This is a genomic window from Sphingorhabdus sp. Alg231-15 (genome assembly GCF_900149705.1).
Lineage (GTDB): Bacteria > Pseudomonadota > Alphaproteobacteria > Sphingomonadales > Sphingomonadaceae > Parasphingorhabdus.
Genome location: NZ_LT703001.1, coordinates 1,226,925 through 1,246,786 on the forward strand (window position 1 = coordinate 1,226,925; position 19,862 = coordinate 1,246,786).

Consider the following 19,862-nt stretch of genomic DNA (forward strand, 5'->3'; position numbering starts at 1 on the left):
TATTTTATCTACTATACTTTTCTGACCATAAATCAACCGCGACTCGAAAAGCAGGAGTGTTCAACATGACTATTAGCTATGACGGCGACCTTACCGTTTCCATGGGCGTCAGCGATATCGATGCATCCATCGAATGGTATGCGAATATCTTGAATTTTGAGCTTCTTTACAAGAATGAGGAAATTGCCTGGGGCGAGATGTCCACCGGACTGGCCAACGTCAATCTGGGTCTTAGCCAGCTTGAGAAGGTGGAAAAAGGCGGCGGAGCCACTCCTGTCTGGGGCGTGAAGGACATAGTTGAGGCCAAGGCTAGTCTGGACGCGGCAAAGGTGAAGCAGGACGGGGAAATCCAGCATATTCCTGGTTTGGTAAAACTGCTGACCTTCTATGATCCTGACGACAACGCGATGATGTTGTTCGAGAATGACAGTCAATGATCTCTTCTTTGTTATGGCTGCCTTTGATGCTGGCAGTCGAAGCGCCAACCCCTGTTGATAACAGAGCTACTCCTGATTGGCTGCTTGGCGACTGGTCTGGCAAAGGATCGTTGTTCGGGCAGCCCGCCAGAATGTCTCTTTCTGTTTGCCCATTGGCCGGAAACCGGGGATTGACACTAGATTATCAGGTCAGCGGTGAAGGCAGTTCGACAATGCGATTTGCCGGTCACGCGGACTACGTCCCGGACGGAGAGAACCATTGGCGTGGTCGCTGGAAAGGCAGCAATGGTGTCGATCATGATCTGACCGCCCTCACCTCTAATGACTCATTCGTCGCCACTTGGCATAATGCAGCGGTCGAGACTGGCCGAACCCGCTATCAACGCATCGCCCCAGATCAGCTGAAGGTGACGGATTATGTACTTCGAGATGGAGGACGCTTCGAAGAGTTTGCCAGCGCTGATTATGATCGCAAGGCCGCCTGTCAGGGTTCACCCGACAACGATCAGTGACCTTTAAACGCCAGACCGATGCTGATCGCCGCAAAGAGCAGGGACATCAGCATGACAAAAGGCCAAGGCATGAAGCCGACTTTTTCGATATTCTTGCGATTATTGCGACGACGTTCCGCGATCGCAGCAATGGCTGCGATTACAACAGCGACGCCGCCAGCAATCGCCCATCCACTTAAGTCCGGTAGAGAGTCCAATGTTGGTCAATCGTCCAGCATGTTGATGATGCCGGAAAAATCCATACCGCCTTGCCCGTTTGCTTCGGCATATTGCTCGTAAAGCGCTCGTGCTTTCTCGCCCATCGGAACCTGTGCACCAGCACTTTCCGCCGCCTCCATAGCAAGACGCAGGTCTTTCAGCATCAAAGCTGCAGCAAAACCGCCTTCATAGCCATTATCCGCCGGACTCTGCGGCCCGATGCCTGGTACAGGGCAATAGCTTGTCATCGACCAGTTCTGACCCGATGCCTTCGAGGAAATATCGTAGAAATTCTGAAGGTCCAGCCCCAGTTTTTCCGCCATTTTGAAGGTCTCGCAAGTCGCAATCATGGAAGCACCGAGCAACATATTATTGCAGATCTTCGCTGCCTGTCCGGCGCCATTGTCACCGGCATGGATGACGGCCTTGCCCATATCCGACAAAATCGGCTCGGCCCGTTTAAATGCTTCTTCGCTGCCGCCGACCATGAAGGTCAGCGTACCGCCATTGGCCGCGGCAATACCGCCGGATACCGGGGCATCGACCGGTAAGATATTCTTTGCCTTGGCCATATCAGCAACGTCGCGCGCGCTGTCGACATCGATAGTCGAGCAATCCAGCACCAATGTGCCAGGCCCGGCATTGATGATCACATCATTGGCATAGACAGAGCGGACATGTTTCCCGGCCGGCAGCATAGTGACCACAGCTTCCATATGACGGATGGCATCGGCGGCATCACTAACAGGATGGCACCCGGCCTCTCCTGCCTTGGCCAGCGCTTCGCCAGACAAATCAAAGGCATGTACCTCATGACCCGCTTTCGCGAGATTGGCGGCCATTCCCCCGCCCATATTGCCGAGACCGATAAATCCGATTTTCATTTTTAACGCCCCTTCCAATTGCCTTCGCGCTTTTCAATAAACGCCGCCATGCCTTCAGCCTTGTCTTCGGTCGCCGTCAAAATTTGGAACAGGCGGCGTTCATGCAACAAGCCTTGATCCAGCATTGTTTCAAACGCCGCGTTGACCATTTCTTTGTTCACCTGAATGGCCATGGGCGGCATCGAAGCGATTGTGCCAGCGGCTTTGATAGCTTCGTCGACGAGTTGGTCATGCGGCACAACCCGCGCAACCAGTCCTGATCGCTCCGCTTCCTCCGCATCCATCATCCGGCCGGTCAAACACATATCCATCGATTTGGACTTGCCCACCGCCCGGGTCAGGCGCTGTGATCCACCCATGCCCGGAGCAACGCCGAGCTTGATTTCGGGCTGGCCGAATTTGGCGTTTTCGCTCGCAATGATGAAATCCGCCATCATCGCAAGCTCGCAACCACCGCCCAGTGCAAAGCCATTCACAGCCGCAATCCATGGCTTGCGCGTTGTCTTGACAATCTGACTGGTCCATTTGGAGAAAAAATCTTCCAGATAGAAATCCGCCGCAGATTTTTCGAACATTTCCTTGATATCTGCACCAGCCGCAAAAGCCTTGTCACCGGAGCCGGTGAGAACGGCACAAAGTTGAGTTTCGTCCGCCTCAAAGGCCGCAAAGGCACTGATTAATTCGTCCAGAACTTCACTGTTCAGCGCGTTGAGCGACTTGGGCCGGTTCAGCGTAATCAGCGTCACCTGACCCTTGTGTTCGGTCAGAATTGTTTCATAGGTCATAGCGGTTTCCATTCCTCATCTGCCGGTAACGGCGCAAAAATGCTGTCGATCAGTTCGTCAGTTGTTTCTTCCGGTGTCGCGGGATCCCATTTGGGATTATTGTCCTTGTCGACAATCAGGGCCCGAACGCCCTCGATAAAATCATGCCGGACCAGCACACGCGACGCGATACGATATTCATTGCGCATCTCATCAGCAAAGCTTTCCATCGCCGCGCCTTCCTTCAGCTGGCGTAGCGCCACCTTACAGGTTTGCGGGCTCTTTGTACCGAGCGTATCGCGCTCTTTTGCGGCCCAATCGCTATCATCAGCGTCAAGTGCTTCAAGAATTTCTTCATACATATCCGAGGCAAAAAACTTGTCGATCTTGTCCAAATTGTCGGTGATCCGCGCAGTTGGAACAATATCAGAAAGCTGCCCCAATATCCCGTCGATACGGTTGGGATCTTCGCTAATCCGCTGCTTGGCTTCTTCAAGATTCTCGGAGGGCACATAATGGGTTGCCAAACCTACTTCTTTGCATTCTGCCCCATCTAACCGCGCGCCAGTGAGCGCAAGAAACTGGCCCAGACGCCCTTCCAGCCGCGATAAGAACCAGCCACCGCCAACATCGGGAAAGAGCCCAATACCTGTTTCCGGCATGGCAAAGCGCGTATTCTCGGTCGCAACGCGATATTGGGCTGGCTGGGAAATACCAACGCCGCCGCCCATGGTTATGCCATCCATGAAGGCGACCACAGGTTTCGGATATTCGAACAGCAGGTGGTTGAGCTGATATTCCTTGTAGAAAAACGCCCGTCCTTCTTTGCCGTCCTTTTTGCCTGAGGCCTGCAACATGGCGATGTCACCACCGGCGCAGAAACCCCGGCCCTCGCTATGATCAATAATTACAGCTTCAACACTGTCATCGTCCCGCCATGCAATCAGCGTATCGCGCATCGCTTCGCACATCGCAAGATTGAGCGAGTGGATGACTTTGGGGCGGTTGAGGCTGATATGCCCGACCCGGCCCGTCTTCTTGATGATTAGGTCTTCGGTCATTTTGTCTTTCTATTTTTGGGAGAACGCAATGGTCATTGCCGTAGCATTTCACGCGAAACAATCATCCGCATGACCTGATTGGTACCTTCGAGGATCGAATGCACCCGCAAATCGCGCCAAAAACGCTCGATGGGATAATCTTGTAAATAGCCATAACCACCAAAGAGCTGCAGCGCGTCGTTGACGATTTTTGATCCATTGTCGGTCGCCAGGCGTTTGGCCATGGCGGCAAATTTGGTTTTGTCTGGTGCGCCCTGAGTAACCTTTACCGCGGCCATATAAAGCAAGGCTCGCGAGGATTCGAGGTCGGTTGCCATGTCGGCGAGCATGAACTGGGTATTTTGAAAATCGCTGATGCTTTTACCAAATTGCTTGCGCTCTTTTGTGTAGGCCACTGCTTCATCCAAGCAGCGCTGCGCCCCTCCGAGCGAACAGGCACCAATATTCAAGCGCCCACCATCAAGGCCAGCCATAGCAATGCGAAAGCCCTCGCCTTCACCACCGACACGGTTTTCCACTGGCACACGAACATTGTCGAAATTCACTTGCGCGGTTGGTTGCGAATGCCAGCCAAGCTTCTTCTCATTCGCGCCGAAGCTGACACCTTCCATATCTTTTTCAATGACCAGACATGTCACGCCACTGGCACCATCATCCGAGGTCCGCGTCATAGTGACGTATAGTTCATTCTCTCCACCGCCGGAGATAAACGCCTTCGATCCGCTGACGACATAGTGATCGCCGTCTCGCACCGCTTTGGTTTTCAGCGATGCCGCATCTGAACCGGCACCCGGTTCGGTCAGACAATAGCTCGAGATTTTCTCCATGCTGATCAGGTCGGGCAGATATTTATCCTTCACCGCCTGAGCACCGAATGTATCAATCATCCAGGCTGCCATGTTATGGATCGAGATGAACGCGCTGGTTGAAGGGCAGCCATAGGCCATGGCTTCCATGATGATCGCGCTTTCCAGCCGGCCAAGACCGATGCCGCCGGATTCTTCAGATACATATATTCCGCCAAAACCCAGTTCCGCACTTTGCTTGATTACATCGCGCGGAAAGATATGCTCTTCATCCCATTTGCTGGCATGAGGAGTAATCGCATCGGCGGTGAATTTCTGGGCCATATCCTGAATGGCCAATTGATCTTCTGTCAGGGAAAATTGATCCGTCATTTCTTTTCGTTCCATTTTTCTTTCAACACCTGCTCTGAAAAAAGCCGATTCAAAACATCTTCATCGGTTCGTTCATACACAAGTTCACGAGGAGCAGAGCCCTTTATGTGTGCCATGGCTGCAACCCGGCCGCTCCCGAGAAACCAGGTATCGGGTTCCGTCCGGGCAATGGGATCAGCATAAGCCTCGTCCATTGTGATGATAGTCCAACCATCAGCGACAAGTCCGCGTACCAAATCGTCAATGAATAGCGCAGCAATATCTGTCTCGTGCAACAACAACGTATGAGCCGGAGAACGGCCAGAGGATTGCACGGCGATTTCGTCATAGAAATTGGCGGTATCCACCATCGTCTCGACATACAGGCCGCGCAACGCATCCATATCCATCGCTTTGCCCTGTTCAGCGGCTTGCGATGCGAGACGGTCTATGTGCCAATCATAATTGTCGATTGTGATATAAGCGTTCAACAGACCGCGTTCCGATAACGCCTTGCGCACCGCATCGCGCTTTTCAAGATCACGGCGGCCCTCGTCTAGATAGGGATAGCGAAACCACGGGCGATAGCCGCGCCGGCCTTTCAGCCATGTTTCGGCCTCATCGATTTCCGCAATATAATCCTCGACCTTTGTCCGGGACAGCCAAGGATGGGTTTTTGTGTGATTACCGATCACATGGCCAGCGGCAACATAAGCCCGGATGCGGTCTTCACCACCTTTGCCCGCCTCTTTGTCTAGATTACCCGTCGTCACGAAAAAACCAGCTTGTTCGACTCCCGCCTCTGCCAGAGCTGCGATCAGCTTTATCGCACGCTCATCGGGCGTAAAAAAACCGCCAGCATGACGCGGAATATCGTCAAAGCTTATCGCAATCCGCTTCTGGGCAACGGTCGGCTGCAAGGCAAAACACAGGCTCGCCATCAGGATCAATAATAAGCGCATCATTGCAGGACCATTGCCCCTTCCATGTCAGAAAGGCTTTTGCTTAGGAAAGTTTGACAAAGGCAGCGCTACGCCAGCTTTCGCATCACGTCTCCGAACAGGTCTTCATCCGAAGGCAGTTCTTTGGATACTGCCAAGGGCTTGGACACCCAGGTTTCGTTGATCAGGTCGCGCCACGTAATGTTGTTGTTGGTGCCATTGCCACCCCAGCTGCCACATCCGAGAGAGAATGTTTGCCGCATGCCGTTCCACAAGTTACCGCTGTTGGAAGCCGATTGTGGCTGATTGACCATTACACGGGATGTGCGGGTTGCATTGGCGAGCTTCATGATATTCTCGTCTGACCGGGAATAGAGACCGCAGCTATGTCCCTGCCCCTGATAGGCCTGAATATTATTAGTCAAAGCAATCGCTTCTTCGATATCTGCTGCCCGGTAAAGCGCCATGATGACCGTCAGTTTCTCGCCAGAGAATGGGAAATCAGCACCAAAACCGGTTTCAGGCACCATGAAGAATGTGCGCCCTTCTGGTAGGTTAAAACCCGCCATTCCTGCAATTTTCTCTGCGGGTTGTGCAACGATCGCAGTGTTAAAATGACCGTCTGGCCAAAGCGCATCCTGCAATTTCTGCTTTTCTTCTTCGTTAACCAGATAACCGCCCTGATGCTTCAGTTTTTCTACCATCTCATCGTAAATAGCATCGACCAATATTACGCTATTGTCGGAAGAACAGCTAGCCGCCAGATCCAGTGTCTTGGAAATGCGGATTTTCTCTGCAGCATCATCAAGGTCAGCGCTTTCATCCACCGTGATTACCGCATTGCCGACACCGACACCCAGAGCCGGTGTTCCGCTGGAATAGGCCGCGGTAACCATCGCACCACCGCCGGTCGCGAGTACTCGGTCGCATTGCCGCATCAGCTCATTGGTTTTCTCAACCGATGGCACATCTATACTGATTACCAGATCAGCGGGTGCACCCATTTTCACAATGGCATCGCGCATCAGATCACAAATCATCTTGTTCGTTAGTTTGGCCCGCGGATGTGGAGCGACAATGATTGAGTTGCGTCCTTTAACCGCGGAGATTGCCTTGATCACTGGCGTGGCTTCTGGATTGGTCGATGGCGACAAAGCACCAATCACGCCTACCGGCTTGGCAATTTTTACGATGTTTCGCTCGTGATCTTCCTCGATGATGCCGACTGACTTGTCGTTGATAATGTCGAACAACGTGGCTCGTGTTTTGCGGAAAATTTTCAGATATTTGCCGTCATAATTGCCCAGCTGTGTTTCATCGACAGTATGTTGCGCAATTTTCTCTGCCACCGATTCTTCCGCAACAGCCCACACCATCGCACGGATGAGCTCATCAACCTGTTCCTGGGTATAGTTTTCGATCTGCTGCTGCGCTGCACGCGACCGCGCAACCAATTCGGCGACTTCTTCCGCAATCGGATCCTGTGGGTTGGTGGTTGTGTCCAGCATGTAAAGCTCCTGAAATTATGTTTTAACCGGAATATCAACGGAAAAGGACTCGTTGAAACGGCATTTTCTTTACCGATATATATAATTCACTGCCGATAAGCATGCAATGTCGCGCGTAATAAAATTACAAAAGCAACAGAGCTCCGCTGCGATACGCAATTGCATTGACAATCCGATTGCGCCTATCGTCAACAAAATGAGCTATTCCACCACCATTCTAGCAACCAGATGACAACTGATGTTTTAGATAAAGCGCCGGTCAAGCCAACGTCGGTTCAATCACCCACAGTCGGCCAAAACCGGCCGATGGCGGGTATAATTACCCGCCTTGCTGCAATGCTCTCGCTTGCCATCATGTTTGCCTTTGTGAAACTGGCCGGTGAGCAGGGCGTTCACGTCACCGAAAGCCTGTTTTACCGCCAACTCACTGCCATGCCGTTGATTTGCTTTCTGATCTGGCGGAGTCATGCGGGTTGGCCAGCGATCAAGTCCGACAAGCATAAACTGCATATCTTGCGGTCTGCGCTCGGTATCTTTGCCATGGGTCTGAATTTCTGGGCCATGACCCTGCTTCCGCTGGCCGATGCTACAACAATCAGCTTCACAGTGCCGATATTTGCGACGCTGTTCGCAGCGCTCATTCTTCGCGAGAAAGTCGGCATCCGGCGCTGGTCGGCCATCCTGATCGGCTTTATCGGTGTATTGGTGGTCGTTCAGCCAGGCGGCAATCTGATCCCGGCCTTTGGCGCAACCGTAGCATTGATCGGCGCATTGGTTACGGCATCAGTCACCCTTGTCATCCGGATGCTCGGCCGCACGGAAACCAGCATTGTCACGATATTCTGGTTCTCTGTCTATACCCTGCCGGCATTGGCCGTCTGCGCCTATATCTATGGCGGCGGACATGATGCCAAGACTTGGGCCTATTTGCTCGGCGTCGGCATATTCGGTGCGATTGGTCAGCTGACAATCACCCAATCGTTGCGCTTTGCACCCGTGTCCACCATCATGCCGATGGACTATAGCGCGCTCCTATGGGCCACAATCATTGGTATCATTGTGTTCAGTCAATGGCCCGGCCTGTCGATCCTGCTGGGCGCGCCAATCATTATCGGTTCCGGCCTGTTCATTGCCTGGCGCGAACATGTCCGCGAAGCGCGTCTGGGGCCCTCCAAAAACTGATAGCTTGGCAAGCACGGATAAAGCGCATAGCCTCCCGATAAGGGGAGAGAGATATGCACTATTTATGGCGCCAAGCGGCCGCATTATGGACGTTAATAGCCTTTTCGAGCATGGCGGTAGCCAATGAACCTCCTGCCGCTCAGCCCTATCCGGACGTTACCGTTTACGAAGCGGCCAAAATCATCACCATGGAACCAGGCTATCCTGAAGCCAGATATGTTGCGACAGCCGACGGGATCGTGCTGGGATTGGGTCAATCACTGGATGACCTGAGTGCCTGGACGGAAGGTCGGGCCGTGACTTTGGATCGGCAATTTGCCAAAAATATCCTGATGCCTGGCTTTGTCGAGCCGCATATCCACCCGATGCAGACGATCATGATGCTGCCGATCCCGTTCATCAGTCCAGAAGCTTGGGAACTACCCGGAAAAACCTATCCCGCAGCGCGCGGCAAGGCCGCCTATGAGAAGCGTCTGCGCGAAGAGCTGGCAAAAAGTCAGGATGCGCTGTTCATTACTTGGGGCCATCACAAGCTGTTCCATGGTGATATGGATCGCGCGGCCCTGGACAGTATCGCACCGGATCGGGCGGTGGTTATCTGGCAGCGCAGTTTTCATGAGATTATAGCCAATTCAAAGGCACTGGACTTGCTCGGTATCGGCACCGCCGCCGCATTCAAGGCAGAGTTTGACAAGCCCCAGATCGATCCTGGTCATGCCGACTATGCGAGCGGGATTATTCACGAAACCGCTCTGTTCAACGGTATTGAAAAGCTTCGCCCCTATCTCTTCTCTCCTGCAAAGGTGCAGCAGGGATTAACCGATATGCGCCAGATGATGCTCGAAAACGGCGTGACAACCAGCGCTGACCTCGCTTTTGGCGGCTTTGGCGGACCGGAGATGGAATCGCAGCTGTTCAAGAGCCTCTATGATCAACCAACAACCCCGTCGCGGATCCTCGCTATTCCGGTTGCACCGCTCGTCACCGGCGATCCCAACATCTGGCTGAAGGATATGAAAGCCAAATATGACAGCGATAAGTTCTTCTTCTCCAATCGGGTAAAGCTGTTTGCAGATGGTGCATTTTTTGCCCAGTATATGCAGATGAATCCCCCCGGCTATAGCGATGGTCATGAGGGGAAATGGCTGACCGAGCCGGACGAGTTACTTAAGCAAACCGAACGGTTCTGGGATGCCGGCTGGAACCTCCATACCCACGTCAACGGCGACAAGGGGCTGGATATCGTACTTGATATCACCGAGAAACTGACCGTTAAAAATGGTCAGGATATTGTCATGGAGCATCTCGGCTATTCGACCGAAGCGCAAAACCGGCGGATTGGTAAAATGGGTCTCTATGTCTCAGCTCAGCCCAATTATATCCGGATACTTGGAGATACCTATGCCAAGACCGGCATGGGTCCCGACCGCGCTGCGCAGATGAGTCGGCTTGGCTCACTCGAACGCAAAGGCGTCCCGCTTGGCCTGCATAGCGACTTCAACATGGCGCCAATTGACCCGCTTTACCTCGCCTGGGTGGCGAGCAACCGGATCACATTGGACGGCAATGCCAAGGCCCCAGCCGAGCGACTTTCGCTCGACAAGGCCTTGCGTGCCATAACGATCGAGGCCGCTCAAGTCATTGGGCTCGATGCAATGGTCGGGAGCATTGCCACCGGCAAAAAAGCCGATTTCACAGTGCTGGACCGTGATCCCTATGAAGGCGGCGCCCCAAAATTGCAGGAGGTACAGGTGCAAGGCGTTGTGTTTGAAGGCCGCTGGTTCCCGGCGGAATAGGTTCGCCTCTTTGGCCGCAATCTAGTTCGGTTTTCGGTACACGCTCATGATGGCGCCGTTGCCAGTCGGAGCGGTCTTCACCAGATTAAGCGACTCTGTTTCGGAATTGCTGCCAAATAGCCGCTTTCCGGATCCTACAATCACAGGAAATGTCCACAGGCGAAATTCATTGATCAGGTCCGCCGCCAAAAGCGTTTGGATCAATTGCCAGCTGCCGTGAATTTGTAATAGCGGTCCGTCCTGATTTTTCAGTTTGGTAATCTCGGAGACAATATCGCCTGAAAGGAAGGTTGTGTTCGCCCATATAGGCTCCGGATTTCCAGATGACACAACATAGACATGACCATCATTCATGCTCGCATCCTGATGGCTAGAAAACATCTCATAGGTTTTCCGGCCAAGCAGCATATCATAGGGCTCGGCCATCGCCTCCTTTTGTACCTGTTCCATCACCGGATCCCAATATTCTGAAGCCCAGCCGCCTGATGTAAATCCACCTGAGCGATCTTCATCAGGCAGCCGCACGGCCTGCATGACACCATTTAGAGTTACGAATGTCAGTGCTGCGATATCTCTCATGCTGCTACTTTCTAATTTGCGATAATTGCCAATAGGTGTCTCTTAGCCACCTCCTTTACATGGGCATGTCCATCGCCGGAGCCAGTTCGATAGTTCCGCCAATGTCGAGGTGCGGAGATTTTTTTGTCATGGCAATAGCCGCGTCCTGGCTTTCAGCCTGAATGATGGTAATCCCCGATAGTGGGTTGGCACCGCCATCTTCCATCACGCCGTCAGCACTAACTGTTATGGATTGGCCAACGGGGAGGCCTCGGTCTACCACGGCATCGCCAAGACCATCCATCCACGCCATCCATTTTTGCATATGCTGTTGCCCTTCTTCCGGCGTCATTGATGTATTGCCGCCGTGATAAGCCAAGATGAATTTCTGCATTTTATTCTCCTTCGAGGGGTTGGTGACTTTCTTGAGCCCTTTATTGCGGCGTTCTAAATATGTTAAAGAACATTTTTAGAAATATTTTATGGTCCCGCAAAACGGAGAAAATACTAATGCCTTACAGTGCGGAACATAAGCAGCAGACACGGACGAAGATTGTAGAATCAGCGAGAATTCTTTTCAACCGACACGGCTTTCAAGATGTCACGATCGATATGGTTATGGAAAATGCGGGGCTGACACGTGGTGGATTTTATAATCATTTCAAAACCAAAGAACAGCTCCACCACGCCGCCGTATCCAGTTTTCTGCTTGGACGCGGCGCGGAATGGCGCAGAGATGCGGGAGTCGATCCCAGCTCGCCCGGTGAAGACATGGTTCGCCAGATGATATCCGGATATCTGTCGTCGAAACATTTGGGCGATCTTGACGGACAATGCCCAATGATCGCTTTACCTTCAGACATTGCCCGATCAAACCCGCAGGTGCAGACATCTTACCTACAACTGCTGGAAGCCATGGTCGGATTATTTGAGAACGGCATTAGTGAGAAAGGCCAAGAGTCACGACAGCGCGCCTTGTCACTGGCAGCCTTGTGTGTAGGCGGCATGGTTATTGCCAAATCACTTCCTGATTCAGAATTGGCGGAAGAGGTTCGCGATGCGGCGCAGAACTTTGCTCTAGATCAGTTAGCTGGCTAGGATAAGCGATTGAAATTATTGTAGGAAGATGAAAAGCGAAGCCAAGCATCTCCTCACGATGTCCGCTTCATCTCGAAAGCGGACGTTAGGATTTGGCGTTTTTGATAGCAACAATTGTTTGGAAAGCAGTCATTGTTTAGGATAACGTTCGAACGATGAAACGCGCATATGTAATATTTTTAGGCCTTCTGGCTTCCTGTACTTCCGATAGTTTTCCAGTCGCCGATTTTGAGGTTAGCTGCTCGTCACTGGATTCAGCATCCGTAAGCAGCGCTCTCACAGCGTTCGCAAAACGGCACGATCTTACGATCGACCTTCAAGAGAGTTCGGAAAGCTACTTGCGCCTCAGAATGGATGGTAGTGGGTTTGGTCAGGATATATTTGTCGAGTATCGGGATACTGATAGTGGACCAGAGACGAGCAATTGCAGTACCGCAGAATTACCCTGCCTAGATGTGACAGCATTCGCCGGTGGAACTATTCCTGAAGACGAGCTGAGTGAAAATACAGCTACCCAGACGAAAACAGCAAGCGCATTGAAGAGTAGGCTCGAAGGCCTTTGTGAGGTCTAAGCTGGTCCAGAATATTCGTCCGCTAATGGGTCGGGAGCGGTCACTTGGCTCGCGGCAGCTTGATCCCGAAAGCGGACATTAGCATTCGGCGGATTTTTATCCTAACCTGATTGAGCGCAACGAATTTCAGGAGGTACCGACAATGGCAATTTCAGACTCTGAGTTGCGGGAAATAGCACTGTCAATGGATGGTGTGACGGAGAAACCACATTTTGATCGAGCTGCGTTTAGGGTAAAACGAAATTTTGCAACATTGGCACCCGAGAGAACCACGGTGAACCTGCTGCTCCTCATGCCGCCGCGGTGCAAGTTGATCGATGGTCAGTTAATCTTGTGCCATTCTCTCGCTGCAAAATTCCATTCTCAATCAATCAATCCATACCAGTTTTTGGCTTTGCAAAATCGAACGATTTCGCCAATCGCCTTTTTCGAACCACCCAGTTCGAATTTGGAAATGTGGCGTTCGCCCGTCGCGCTCGAGAGTGCGAGAATCACAGAATTGCGCTCAATCAGGCTCAGAATGAATTTCCCTGCACTTGAATCTGGAGCGGCATTGGACACCACAGCATTATTCCCTTTGTGATATGCCAAAAGAGAATCCGAAGATTGGTCGTCGAACCTGAAACTCACGCTTCTCACGCCCAGTCCGGTTCGACCAAGAAAGTGTTTGCTGACAAAATGCAGGTAAATTGAACCCGCGTCGGCTTGGTCACATTTGATGGCCAAAATCGCATTATTCTCAATTGACTCTAACGATGCGATCACACCGATCGGATGTGTGTCGGATTCCCGATTCTTGGTTACAGACCATTTATCGGCGGCGATTGATGCTCCGAGAGAATGAGCTGCTGTCAGGAAATACAAAGCCAAATATTTCAGAGTCATGAAAGGTTTCCCGAAAGAAGCCATGGATTAGCACAAGCTCAGCTGGATTCCAGTATTTCGGATGATCACGAACCCGCTATCAGCTCGATGCGGTAACCATCGGGATCGAGCAGAAACGCTATCACATCGCGTTTACCATTCTGATCAGCATGAACCATTGCGCCTGGTGCGCGGAGCAACTCTACTCCGCTCTGTTCGAGCTGTCGGCAACACGCGTCGATATCATCAATTTCGAGAGCAATGTGACCAAAACTATCTCCGTGCGTATAGCAACGGGCATCATGATTGTATGTCAGTTCGATAACGCAGTTTTCAGCCTCATCTCCATAACCGACAAATGAAAGTGTGAAACCTCCTTGTTCGTATATCTCTCGGCGCATTTCATCCATGCCCAGTTTGTTACAATAAAAGTCCAGGGAGGTTTCAAGGTCACTGACGCGGATCATGGAATGCAGAATTCGGTTGGGTGTGGGATTGGTCATATTTTGTCCTGACTATTGGGAAGGGGCGCCGCGAGCGGTCCACGAAGTGACCCGCTCGCGTACATTTTGTGAGAGAGTGTTAACTACAGATCTGGCCTGAGTAGCGGACAAGACCCTGCAAATTGTTGGGGTCGCGCAAATCCACGACACCGTAGCTATTAAATTGACCGCCATAGCCTTCCAAAGTTCCGCGTCCGGCATTTTCCTGTACATGATATGTTATTTCGATCATGTAGCGGCCCGGTTTTCCAGGAATTGAAGTCAGGATCCCCAAGTCCTTGGTGTAAATCGATCCGCCGTCACTTCGGCCAAAATAATGCTCCATATCCATCTCGAGGCCGGTTGACGTCACCCGCTGACCGAGAATCTTGCCAGCAGCGTGTTGGACGCTACCCATGAGAGTCGCTGAGATGATCATCGGCTTTCCTTCTCCTTCGGCAAAAAAGTTTGGAAGAGCGACGCCGCCTAGATCCAAACAATCGGCGGCCTTCGCCTGGGTTGGTGCAGCGATGGCAAGAGCGACCCCCAAGAGGGATGTAGTAATTTTCATTTTTGGTTCCTTTTGTGAGCGATTTCCATTTATATAACGATCGCTATGTAACGATCGCTATGTCAGATATTGATTCCTTCACAAAGAGTCAATATAAATATAATGATCGTTACATAAATGGAGTTTTTGATGGCCAAGCAGGAAGACCGAAAGAGAAGAACCCGTGAAAAAATGATTTCTGCTGCCAGTCGGAATTTTCGTCAATCCGGATATAATGGCGTCGGAGTCGATACCATTGCGCGAGATGCCGAAGTCACGTCTGGGGCATTCTATGCCCATCTCAAATCAAAGGATGCCGCCTTCGAAATTGCCGTCAACGTGGGCTTGGACGAAGTCATCGCCGCCATTCCGAAATATCAGTCTGAGCACGGAAAAGACTGGGTCCGGGCTTTTGCAGACTATTATTTGGGAAAGCCGCACCGCGACGATCTGGCTTGTGGCTGCGCGATGACAACATTGTCTCCGGATGTTGTCCGTACCAACGATCATATTCGCAAGTCCTATGAGAATCGGATGTCGGTGATTAGTGGGCTGATAGCGCAAGGATTGTCGGGAAAAAACGATGAGCAGCGTCAAGAGAAGGCCTGGATGCTTCTTTCCATCCTCATCGGAGGTTTGACGCTGGCAAGGGCGGTCAAATCAAAGAAGCTGGCATCCGGTATCTCCGCTTCAGCCAAAACGGCAGCGCTTGCCCTGGTTTCGTAACGTGGCCACTGGACATGGTCATGGCATTGGGATGCGTTTTACCAACTTCGATTGGAAACCGGACGTTCAAGAAGCTGGCGCGGTCATAAGCATGTTAGGTTTTTGACGCCATACAAACTAAATGGAGAGGCCATCCGACAAAAGAACTTCTGCGGCTATTTGCTGAATCGTTCTTTGAGCCTCTTTGGCCAAAACTTCCACAATTTCGCCAGCCGGTATTGATTGGTTTATCTGATCAATTGCTTCACCGACAATTACGGGTGCCGTTACCGGGTCGTCCGACTTGACTGCCAGATCAAAATGCCGTCTTTCACCGTCCAATGCCTTTTTCAGAGCGCTCTCTCGTCCATCCCATTTGTTAGTCGAAGCATTCCTCAGGCTCCTCATTTTCCATTGTTCTGGCCAATCATAACCTCGCAAAAGATCAAATACGGAGCTTCTGACCGTATCGTCGCCTGAAGCTTTCAGTGCGGTATTTTTGGCTGCTTTTGAGGACAATGCTTCTGGAGCAGGAAAGAAGACGCTTCCGCACATCACACCCTTCGCCCCCAGCATCAAAGCGGCAGCCAATCCCCTGCCATCAGCAATCCCGCCAGCGGCCACAACGGGCAGATCCGGAATCTTATCCACTATGGCGGGAACAAGAGGAAAAGTGGACCTTTCACCGCAATGTCCACCTGCCTCAGATCCCTGTGCCACAATTATGTCTGCACCCAGATCAGCAGCCGATCTAGCTTGTTCTAGAGTCTGCACCTGGGCAATGAGCGTGATCCCCGACGATCTTATCCGTCCAGCGTGGTTCTCGAGCCCGCCAAATGACAGCAGAATTGTTTTTGGCGAATAATCCAGGGCCAGGTCGAGCAGGCCCGGCTTTCGGTCCAGACTCCAACCGATAAAACCTACACCAATAGGGCTGGTACCAGCCTTGGATAACTGATCCCGCAACCAGACTTCATCTCCATAGCCACCACCAATCAACCCCAGTCCGCCAGCATCACTCACCGCAGCAGCGAGCTTTCCACCGCTCACTCCAGCCATTGGAGCGAGAATAATGGGGTGGCGAATACTCAGCAAAGACGTAATTCTATCCGGCATGGAAATGATCCTTCATGCGATGGAGGGTTAGTAATGGTCAAACTGGCAGTCGAAATCCACACGGTATCAGTGTGGCGGCGCTCGCATTTTCCGAAGTTCGGTGACTTGCGCTCCGCCGATACCCCAATTGTCCAGATCGACTTCATCTATCACGACGAATGTGGTTGACGGGTCTTTGCCGAGAACCTCAACAAGCATTTCGGTGGTTCGCTCGATCAGAGCCGCTTTTTGCTCCTTGGTCACGCTCTCTTTCGTAACCTTGATATTGACGTATGGCATTTGTCATATTCCTTTCAAATCCATGTTTACCCCAACGCGGGATTGCCTGTTTTTTTGCTGTTTCGGTAAGTGTAATCGAACACTTTGGATAGGATCTGCCAACGTCCATCGACTAGGATCAACGTCAGAAAATCTGTGAAATGCTTCTCGCCGATCGCGCATCGAACCCTGGCAAAAACCATCTTCGAACCAGCAAAATCAAGCGATACTACCTCATCTACTCGATCCTCCTTCCGATCCGAAGGTGGTTCTCTTTTTGCAACCAGTTCGAAATATTCCGGCATCGTTTTTATCAACAAAGGACCACTGGCAGGAGAAGCATATGTGGCTTTTGGATGGAACACGGATCGAAGCGTTTCAACATCGCCGTAGTAGAGACCGTCAAAATAGGTCTCGAGGGCTGCCCAAATATCGATCATACGAGACGGGAACATATTGTCGGAGAAATTGCGTTCCACTAGTCCAATAGCCCTTCACTGGTCATCGCGCTGATCACTGAAGGCCTTTTGCTTAACCGTTCCATGTAGGCAGTTATGAGCGGGAAGTCGGAGAGGGACAAATCGACATATGTCGACCAAGACAGCACCACAAATGCGAACGCATCGGAAACGGTGAAGCTGCTCCCAGAAAGATACTCGCGGCCGTCTCGAAGGTTGTTTTCAAGAAATTGAACCAATCTCGAAATTCTGTTCAGATGCGCCTTTTTTTCGTTAGATCCAGGAGGTGTCTGCGTGAAAAACGGACCAAATGCATTGTGAAGTTCGGAAGACAGAAAATTGAGCATGCCATTTTGCTCGGCCCGTTCAATACTCGCAAAAGGGGCAGTGAGACCACTGTCTGGGAATTGATCTCCAATATGCTGCAATACAGCCGGTCCTTCGATCAATATTGTGCCGTCTTCGAGAACAAGTGCGGGGACATATCCCAGCGGATTGATCTCCCTGTAATCAGCACCCGTTTCCGTCCGCTGCTCGATCGTATCAACCATCTCGAGCGTGAAGCTCGCTTTCAGTTCTTCAAGAATGATGTGGCTTGCTAGTGAACAGGCACCTGGCTTGTAATATAGTTTCATTATAAAAGTCCCTTGATTGGAGGATGAAATGCAACCGCCGGCCGGTCGGGATGACAGGGGGCCGGAGGCCGGCGATTGCGCAAATCGAATTATTTGTTATGGTTTCAATTGTAAACTTGATATCTAATAGAAACCTCATTATTGAGTTTCCTTTTGGTAACTAGGACTTGATATGCCATTGAAAATCAGAAAAAATCATAGCATTGATCCACCAGAGCCCTGTGCTCTGACCGAATGCATGGCAATAATCGGTGGGGCTTGGACCACAAATGTGATCTGGAGTTTGCGCGCCGGTCCGCGCCGATTCAGCGAGTTGCGCATAGATATTCCGCCAATATCACCGAAAGTACTGACCGCACGTTTGCGTGAGCTGGAGAGTCGGGGTGTGATTATCCGGGATGTGAAAGATACATCTCCACCGTCAGTGGAATATAGTCTGACGACATTGGGTTCTGAACTGATTCCAGCAATAGAGGGTATTGTAAATGTTGGTCATCAACTGAAACAACAACGCCAGTCCTGATCTGACAATCAGGTGTCGTAGGAACCGAGACGTCATAAACTGGCGCTTCGAAAACGATATAATCAAATCAGCTTGAGTCGTTTTCAATGCTTCTGAACGCCGACGCCTTACTGGCAAATTGACCGTTGTGATCGACACGGCAATCCCTCAAACTTCTCTACTGCCGTTTCAAATTCGGCCCATGCAATAGGCCGTCCACCATGTGCCGACAGGATTATCGCGACATCAAGACGCAGATGATTCACCGCGTTGTACAATTCAACCGCGCGCCGACCCGCAGGCGTAATCTCCGATTCATGCAAGGCGGCGTAGTGATCAGCCTGAAAAAGCGTCCTGGCTTCGGGAACATAAATCAGCGCCAGCTCATCTACATGATTTGTTGCGACATTGTAGATTTCTACGGGCCCCTCATTGATCACATCATTCAAGGTACGAAGCTGGATGCTATTTTCTTCCAATCCGGTCTCGCTCCGAATTTTCTCGATAGCTGCTTTAGGCGCAATCAGCGTCGCCCCGAGATCCAACGCTTCGGAGAGCCCTGCTAGATGGTCTGAGTGGTGATGTGTGGCGACCTGGAATTTTAATGGAGTTGCATTGCCTGTGGTCTTTTTGAACATCTCATAGCGATCGCGCAACCCTGGATATCCGCCAGCGGCAATGACGTAATCTTCGGCATCGATAAAAACGGTGTAAGCTGGCCCCCTACCGACAAAATGTACGCCCTCGCCAATTTTTTGAACCGTCATTTCCTGGTTGTCTACGCGAGCAGGCTCGTAGCGAAAGGATTTGTCGAGACCGAATATCGATGGTGCCACATTTCCAACCGAAACGCGACGATCAACGCTAATGGTAACCGGCGTACTTCCTGCAAAAATGGAGAAATCAGCTGCATAAGCAATACCGCCAGCTTTCTTGTAATTCCCAAAAATGTAATGAAGGGTTTGTGGGCCGCGGCTTCTCGTCATTTTCGATATCAGTCCGGTCGCTTCTGACACAAAAAGAGTCAATGGTGGGGAGTGAGGCATCTGTATTTCGACCTGTTGTTGCCTCTCTCCCAGATAGATTTCTCCGTCTTTCATCACAGCTGTTTCACGGTTCAGTACCAACGTTCGCGCAAGTAATGTGTCGCTTAAGCGAACGGCTCCCCCAAAAGCCGCGTCAAAGTCCGGGAAGCTTGCCGGGCGAACAAATCCGTCTTCATAATCAATCGTTGCTATCGCATCCGGCAATGAAACCACCCGTAGATGGAGAGTTGCGTTCCAGTTGGACGTCCATCTCTCTTCGCTTCCTTTTCTGCGAACTAAGTCAAGTTGGGTATCGCGTCGAAATGTAACGAATTCATCATAGGATGCAGTATAGCCCTGCCCCGGCAAAGCCTGTTTATACCTGTCCTGGAGACGAAAAGAATCCAGTTCGATCAGTTCATCTCCGCCATACGCTTTTGCGACTTGATCAATCAGATCGTTAATCCTTTCACTTTCCTGTGCAGAAGCGGAATTTGCGCCCAGAGCCACTGACATTAGAAAAAGGCCGGAAAAGGTATATTTTTTGACGTAGGACATTTGTAGCTCCCGAAATAACACGCCAAAGCGTGAGTTTTCTG

At 51.3% G+C, this 19,862-nt stretch carries 24 protein-coding genes; 7 read left to right on the plus strand and 17 right to left on the minus strand.

The window, feature by feature from the left end; all coding sequences use genetic code 11:
* Nucleotides 1-65 precede the first annotated feature (65 nt).
* Nucleotides 66-437 (plus strand): VOC family protein, encoded by a 372-nt coding sequence (locus tag DG177_RS06080; RefSeq protein ID WP_108810675.1) that lies wholly within the window; start codon nucleotides 66-68, stop codon nucleotides 435-437.
* Nucleotides 434-949 (plus strand): hypothetical protein, encoded by a 516-nt coding sequence (locus DG177_RS06085; RefSeq protein WP_108810676.1) that lies wholly within the window; start codon nucleotides 434-436, stop codon nucleotides 947-949. Before DG177_RS06080 ends, DG177_RS06085 begins: the two co-directional genes overlap by 4 nt.
* Here the strand turns inward: DG177_RS06085 and DG177_RS06090 are convergent.
* The 7 genes from DG177_RS06090 to DG177_RS06120 form a co-directional block, all read right to left on the minus strand.
* On the minus strand, nucleotides 943-1,146 hold the full coding sequence (locus tag DG177_RS06090; RefSeq protein WP_108810677.1) for a hypothetical protein: 204 nt from the start codon (nucleotides 1,144-1,146) through the stop codon (nucleotides 943-945). The two genes, DG177_RS06085 and DG177_RS06090, sit on opposite strands and share 7 nt — an antisense overlap.
* Before the next feature lie 6 nt (nucleotides 1,147-1,152).
* Nucleotides 1,153-2,031 carry a 3-hydroxyisobutyrate dehydrogenase gene (gene mmsB, locus DG177_RS06095; RefSeq protein ID WP_108810678.1) on the minus strand — a complete coding sequence of 293 codons (879 nt, stop codon included), beginning with the start codon at nucleotides 2,029-2,031 and terminating at the stop codon, nucleotides 1,153-1,155.
* A gap of 2 nt (nucleotides 2,032-2,033) precedes the next feature.
* Nucleotides 2,034-2,816 (minus strand): enoyl-CoA hydratase-related protein, encoded by a 783-nt coding sequence (locus DG177_RS06100; RefSeq protein WP_108812807.1) that lies wholly within the window; start codon nucleotides 2,814-2,816, stop codon nucleotides 2,034-2,036.
* Complete coding sequence (locus tag DG177_RS06105; protein ID WP_108810679.1) at nucleotides 2,813-3,856, minus strand: 3-hydroxyisobutyryl-CoA hydrolase; 1,044 nt, start codon at nucleotides 3,854-3,856, stop codon at nucleotides 2,813-2,815. The genes DG177_RS06100 and DG177_RS06105 overlap by 4 nt, the downstream gene beginning before the upstream one ends.
* Nucleotides 3,857-3,888: 32 nt before the next feature.
* Nucleotides 3,889-5,034, minus strand: a complete 1,146-nt coding sequence (locus DG177_RS06110) for an acyl-CoA dehydrogenase family protein (RefSeq protein WP_108812808.1) — start codon at nucleotides 5,032-5,034, stop codon at nucleotides 3,889-3,891.
* The gene (locus tag DG177_RS06115; RefSeq protein WP_337658562.1) at nucleotides 5,031-5,978 is read right to left on the minus strand and encodes a polysaccharide deacetylase family protein; all 948 of its coding nucleotides are present in this window, start codon (nucleotides 5,976-5,978) and stop codon (nucleotides 5,031-5,033) included. The genes DG177_RS06110 and DG177_RS06115 overlap by 4 nt, the downstream gene beginning before the upstream one ends.
* A gap of 65 nt (nucleotides 5,979-6,043) precedes the next feature.
* On the minus strand, nucleotides 6,044-7,462 hold the full coding sequence (locus tag DG177_RS06120) for an aldehyde dehydrogenase family protein (protein WP_108810680.1): 1,419 nt from the start codon (nucleotides 7,460-7,462) through the stop codon (nucleotides 6,044-6,046).
* 228 nt (nucleotides 7,463-7,690) lie between these two features.
* Between DG177_RS06120 and DG177_RS06125 the strand changes: the two genes are divergently transcribed.
* Nucleotides 7,691-8,644, plus strand: a complete 954-nt coding sequence (locus tag DG177_RS06125) for an EamA family transporter (RefSeq protein ID WP_108810681.1) — start codon at nucleotides 7,691-7,693, stop codon at nucleotides 8,642-8,644.
* Nucleotides 8,645-8,697: 53 nt separating this feature from the next.
* Entirely contained in the window at nucleotides 8,698-10,440 is a 1,743-nt protein-coding gene (locus tag DG177_RS06130; protein ID WP_108810682.1) for an amidohydrolase family protein, read from the plus strand.
* Nucleotides 10,441-10,461: 21 nt separating this feature from the next.
* On the opposite strand, the gene DG177_RS06135 is transcribed toward DG177_RS06130, so the two are convergent.
* Nucleotides 10,462-11,019: a dihydrofolate reductase family protein gene (locus DG177_RS06135; RefSeq protein WP_108810683.1), complete on the minus strand. Its 558-nt coding sequence runs from the start codon at nucleotides 11,017-11,019 to the stop codon at nucleotides 10,462-10,464.
* 55 nt (nucleotides 11,020-11,074) lie between these two features.
* On the minus strand, nucleotides 11,075-11,392 hold the full coding sequence (locus DG177_RS06140; protein ID WP_108810684.1) for a YciI family protein: 318 nt from the start codon (nucleotides 11,390-11,392) through the stop codon (nucleotides 11,075-11,077).
* A gap of 116 nt (nucleotides 11,393-11,508) precedes the next feature.
* On the opposite strand from DG177_RS06140, the gene DG177_RS06145 reads away from it, so the two are divergent.
* A complete protein-coding gene (locus DG177_RS06145) occupies nucleotides 11,509-12,096 on the plus strand; it encodes a TetR family transcriptional regulator (RefSeq protein WP_108810685.1) in 588 nt (195 codons plus the stop codon).
* A gap of 935 nt (nucleotides 12,097-13,031) precedes the next feature.
* On the opposite strand, the gene DG177_RS06155 is transcribed toward DG177_RS06145, so the two are convergent.
* The 3 genes from DG177_RS06155 to DG177_RS06165 all read right to left on the minus strand — a co-directional run bounded on the left by DG177_RS06155 (nucleotide 13,032) and on the right by DG177_RS06165 (nucleotide 14,585).
* The gene (locus tag DG177_RS06155; protein ID WP_108810687.1) at nucleotides 13,032-13,553 is read right to left on the minus strand and encodes a hypothetical protein; all 522 of its coding nucleotides are present in this window, start codon (nucleotides 13,551-13,553) and stop codon (nucleotides 13,032-13,034) included.
* Nucleotides 13,554-13,618: 65 nt separating this feature from the next.
* The gene (gloA, locus tag DG177_RS06160) at nucleotides 13,619-14,035 is read right to left on the minus strand and encodes a lactoylglutathione lyase (RefSeq protein ID WP_108810688.1); all 417 of its coding nucleotides are present in this window, start codon (nucleotides 14,033-14,035) and stop codon (nucleotides 13,619-13,621) included.
* A 79-nt stretch (nucleotides 14,036-14,114) separates the two neighbouring features.
* Nucleotides 14,115-14,585 (minus strand): hypothetical protein, encoded by a 471-nt coding sequence (locus DG177_RS06165; RefSeq protein WP_108810689.1) that lies wholly within the window; start codon nucleotides 14,583-14,585, stop codon nucleotides 14,115-14,117.
* Nucleotides 14,586-14,714: 129 nt separating this feature from the next.
* Here DG177_RS06165 and DG177_RS06170 point away from each other — a divergent pair, with 129 nt between their 5' ends.
* A complete protein-coding gene (locus DG177_RS06170) occupies nucleotides 14,715-15,290 on the plus strand; it encodes a TetR family transcriptional regulator (protein ID WP_108810690.1) in 576 nt (191 codons plus the stop codon).
* Nucleotides 15,291-15,407: 117 nt separating this feature from the next.
* Here DG177_RS06170 and DG177_RS06175 read toward each other — a convergent pair whose 3' ends face one another.
* The 4 genes from DG177_RS06175 to gstA form a co-directional block, all read right to left on the minus strand.
* Entirely contained in the window at nucleotides 15,408-16,385 is a 978-nt protein-coding gene (locus DG177_RS06175; protein ID WP_337658563.1) for an NAD(P)H-dependent flavin oxidoreductase, read from the minus strand.
* A 66-nt stretch (nucleotides 16,386-16,451) separates the two neighbouring features.
* Nucleotides 16,452-16,664, minus strand: a complete 213-nt coding sequence (locus DG177_RS06180) for a 2-hydroxymuconate tautomerase family protein (protein WP_108810692.1) — start codon at nucleotides 16,662-16,664, stop codon at nucleotides 16,452-16,454.
* A 26-nt stretch (nucleotides 16,665-16,690) separates the two neighbouring features.
* Entirely contained in the window at nucleotides 16,691-17,122 is a 432-nt protein-coding gene (locus DG177_RS06185) for a nuclear transport factor 2 family protein (protein WP_337658564.1), read from the minus strand.
* On the minus strand, nucleotides 17,122-17,736 hold the full coding sequence (gene gstA / locus DG177_RS06190; RefSeq protein ID WP_108810693.1) for a glutathione transferase GstA: 615 nt from the start codon (nucleotides 17,734-17,736) through the stop codon (nucleotides 17,122-17,124). Before gstA ends, DG177_RS06185 begins: the two co-directional genes overlap by 1 nt.
* A 172-nt stretch (nucleotides 17,737-17,908) precedes the next feature.
* Between gstA and DG177_RS06195 the strand changes: the two genes are divergently transcribed.
* Nucleotides 17,909-18,259 (plus strand): winged helix-turn-helix transcriptional regulator, encoded by a 351-nt coding sequence (locus DG177_RS06195; RefSeq protein WP_108810694.1) that lies wholly within the window; start codon nucleotides 17,909-17,911, stop codon nucleotides 18,257-18,259.
* 107 nt (nucleotides 18,260-18,366) lie between these two features.
* Here the strand turns inward: DG177_RS06195 and DG177_RS06200 are convergent, their stop codons facing one another.
* A complete protein-coding gene (locus DG177_RS06200; RefSeq protein WP_108810695.1) occupies nucleotides 18,367-19,821 on the minus strand; it encodes a hypothetical protein in 1,455 nt (484 codons plus the stop codon).
* Nucleotides 19,822-19,862 lie beyond the last annotated feature (41 nt).